The organism is Pseudomonas spartinae (assembly GCF_965197125.1).
GTDB lineage: Bacteria > Pseudomonadota > Gammaproteobacteria > Pseudomonadales > Pseudomonadaceae > Aquipseudomonas > Aquipseudomonas composti_A.
Window position 1 is genome coordinate 1 of sequence record NZ_CBDAMB010000026.1, and the last position, 3356, is coordinate 3356.

The 3356-nt window shown below is 51.4% G+C and carries 2 rRNA genes; both read left to right on the top strand.

The annotated features are described in order from the left end of the window. The first annotated feature begins 197 nt into the window (after positions 1-197). Positions 198-3090 (top strand): 23S ribosomal RNA (locus tag ACN8M7_RS25845). Between the two features lie 139 nt (positions 3091-3229). After that, a 5S ribosomal RNA gene (gene rrf, locus ACN8M7_RS25850) occupies positions 3230-3345 on the top strand. The last annotated feature ends 11 nt before the right edge of the window (positions 3346-3356 follow it).

The following is a 3356-nucleotide window of genomic DNA, read 5'->3' on the forward strand; positions in this document are numbered from 1 at the left end:
TGAGTGCTGATTTCTGGTCTTTTGACCGGTACGAATATCGTTCTTTAAAAATTTGGATATGTGATAGAAGTGACTGATTAATTGCTTTCACTGGCAATTGATCTGGTCAAGGTAAAATTTGTAGTTCTCAAGACGCAAATTTTCGGCGAATGTCGTCTTCACGATTGAGACAGTAACCAGATTGCTTGGGGTTATATGGTCAAGTGAAGAAGCGCATACGGTGGATGCCTTGGCAGTCAGAGGCGATGAAAGACGTGGTAGCCTGCGAAAAGCTTTGGGGAGTCGGCAAACAGACTGTGATCCAGAGATCTCTGAATGGGGGAACCCACCCGGCATAAGCCGGGTATCTTGTACTGAATCCATAGGTGCAAGAGGCGAACCAGGGGAACTGAAACATCTAAGTACCCTGAGGAAAAGAAATCAACCGAGATTCCCTAAGTAGTGGCGAGCGAACGGGGACTAGCCCTTAAGTTGATTTGAGTGTAGTGGAAGGCTCTGGAAAGTGCCGCCGTAGTGGGTGATAGCCCCGTACACGAAACGCTCTTATCAATGAAATCGAGTAGGACGGGGCACGAGAAACCTTGTCTGAACATGGGGGGACCATCCTCCAAGGCTAAATACTACTGACTGACCGATAGTGAACCAGTACCGTGAGGGAAAGGCGAAAAGAACCCCGGAGAGGGGAGTGAAATAGAACCTGAAACCGTATGCGTACAAGCAGTGGGAGCCTACTTTGTTGGGTGACTGCGTACCTTTTGTATAATGGGTCAGCGACTTATATTCAGTGGCGAGCTTAACCGAATAGGGGAGGCGTAGCGAAAGCGAGTCTTAATAGGGCGCTTTAGTCGCTGGGTATAGACCCGAAACCGGGCGATCTATCCATGGGCAGGTTGAAGGTTAGGTAACACTGACTGGAGGACCGAACCGACTACCGTTGAAAAGTTAGCGGATGACCTGTGGATCGGAGTGAAAGGCTAATCAAGCTCGGAGATAGCTGGTTCTCCTCGAAAGCTATTTAGGTAGCGCCTCGTGTATCACTGCTGGGGGTAGAGCACTGTTTCGGCTAGGGGGTCATCCCGACTTACCAAACCGATGCAAACTCCGAATACCAGCAAGTGTCAGCACGGGAGACACACGGCGGGTGCTAACGTCCGTCGTGAAAAGGGAAACAACCCAGACCGTCAGCTAAGGTCCCAAAGTTATGGTTAAGTGGGAAACGATGTGGGAAGGCTTAGACAGCTAGGAGGTTGGCTTAGAAGCAGCCATCCTTTAAAGAAAGCGTAATAGCTCACTAGTCGAGTCGGCCTGCGCGGAAGATGTAACGGGGCTCAAACCATACACCGAAGCTACGGGTTCATCCTTTGGATGAGCGGTAGAGGAGCGTTCTGTAAGCCTGTGAAGGTGAGTTGAGAAGCTTGCTGGAGGTATCAGAAGTGCGAATGCTGACATGAGTAACGACAATGCGAGTGAAAAACTCGCACGCCGAAAGACCAAGGTTTCCTGCGCAACGTTAATCGACGCAGGGTTAGTCGGCCCCTAAGGCGAGGCAGAAATGCGTAGTCGATGGGAAACGGGTTAATATTCCCGTACTTCTAGTTACTGCGATGGAGGGACGGAGAAGGCTAGGCCAGCACGGCGTTGGTTGTCCGTGTTTAAGGTGGTAGGCTGATTTCTTAGGTAAATCCGGGAGATCAAGGCCGAGAACTGATGACGAGCGTTCTTTTAGAATGCGAAGTGGTTGATGCCATGCTTCCAGGAAAAGCTTCTAAGCTTCAGGTAACTAGGAACCGTACCCCAAACCGACACAGGTGGTTAGGTAGAGAATACCAAGGCGCTTGAGAGAACTCGGGTGAAGGAACTAGGCAAAATGGCACCGTAACTTCGGGAGAAGGTGCGCCGGTGAGGGTGAAGTATTTACTACGTAAGCCCATGCCGGTCGAAGATACCAGGCCGCTGCGACTGTTTATTAAAAACACAGCACTCTGCAAACACGAAAGTGGACGTATAGGGTGTGACGCCTGCCCGGTGCCGGAAGGTTAATTGATGGGGTTAGCGCAAGCGAAGCTCTTGATCGAAGCCCCGGTAAACGGCGGCCGTAACTATAACGGTCCTAAGGTAGCGAAATTCCTTGTCGGGTAAGTTCCGACCTGCACGAATGGCGTAACGATGGCGGCGCTGTCTCCACCCGAGACTCAGTGAAATTGAAATCGCTGTGAAGATGCAGTGTATCCGCGGCTAGACGGAAAGACCCCGTGAACCTTTACTATAGCTTTGCACTGGACTTTGAGCTTGCTTGTGTAGGATAGGTGGGAGGCTTTGAAGTGGGGACGCCAGTTCTCATGGAGCCATCCTTGAAATACCACCCTGGCAACCTTGAGGTTCTAACTCTGGTCCGTTATCCGGATCGAGGACAGTGTATGGTGGGTAGTTTGACTGGGGCGGTCTCCTCCCAAAGAGTAACGGAGGAGTACGAAGGTGCGCTCAGACCGGTCGGAAATCGGTCGTAGAGTATAAAGGCAAAAGCGCGCTTGACTGCGAGACAGACACGTCGAGCAGGTACGAAAGTAGGTCTTAGTGATCCGGTGGTTCTGTATGGAAGGGCCATCGCTCAACGGATAAAAGGTACTCCGGGGATAACAGGCTGATACCGCCCAAGAGTTCATATCGACGGCGGTGTTTGGCACCTCGATGTCGGCTCATCACATCCTGGGGCTGAAGCCGGTCCCAAGGGTATGGCTGTTCGCCATTTAAAGTGGTACGCGAGCTGGGTTTAGAACGTCGTGAGACAGTTCGGTCCCTATCTGCCGTGGACGTTTGAGATTTGAGAGGGGCTGACCTTAGTACGAGAGGACCGGGTTGGACGAACCTCTGGTGTTCCGGTTGTCACGCCAGTGGCATTGCCGGGTAGCTATGTTCGGAAAAGATAACCGCTGAAAGCATCTAAGCGGGAAACTTGCCTCAAGATGAGATCTCACTGGAGCCTTGAGCTCCCTAAAGGGCCGTCGAAGACTACGACGTTGATAGGTTGGGTGTGTAAGCGCTGTGAGGCGTTGAGCTAACCAATACTAATTGCCCGTGAGGCTTGACCATATAACACCCAAACAATCTGCCCTCAAAGCAGAGGGTGTCGATGGTGAAGTCGACAGAAAGCCGAAAATTTGCAAGAACTACAAATTATCTATCACGTATCCAAGGGAGCGCGTCTCACGACGATCTCCCAACCGAATTGCTTGACGACCATAGAGCGTTGGAACCACCTGATCCCATCCCGAACTCAGTAGTGAAACGACGCATCGCCGATGGTAGTGTGGTGCTTCACCATGTGAGAGTAGGTCATCGTCAAGCTCCTATACGAA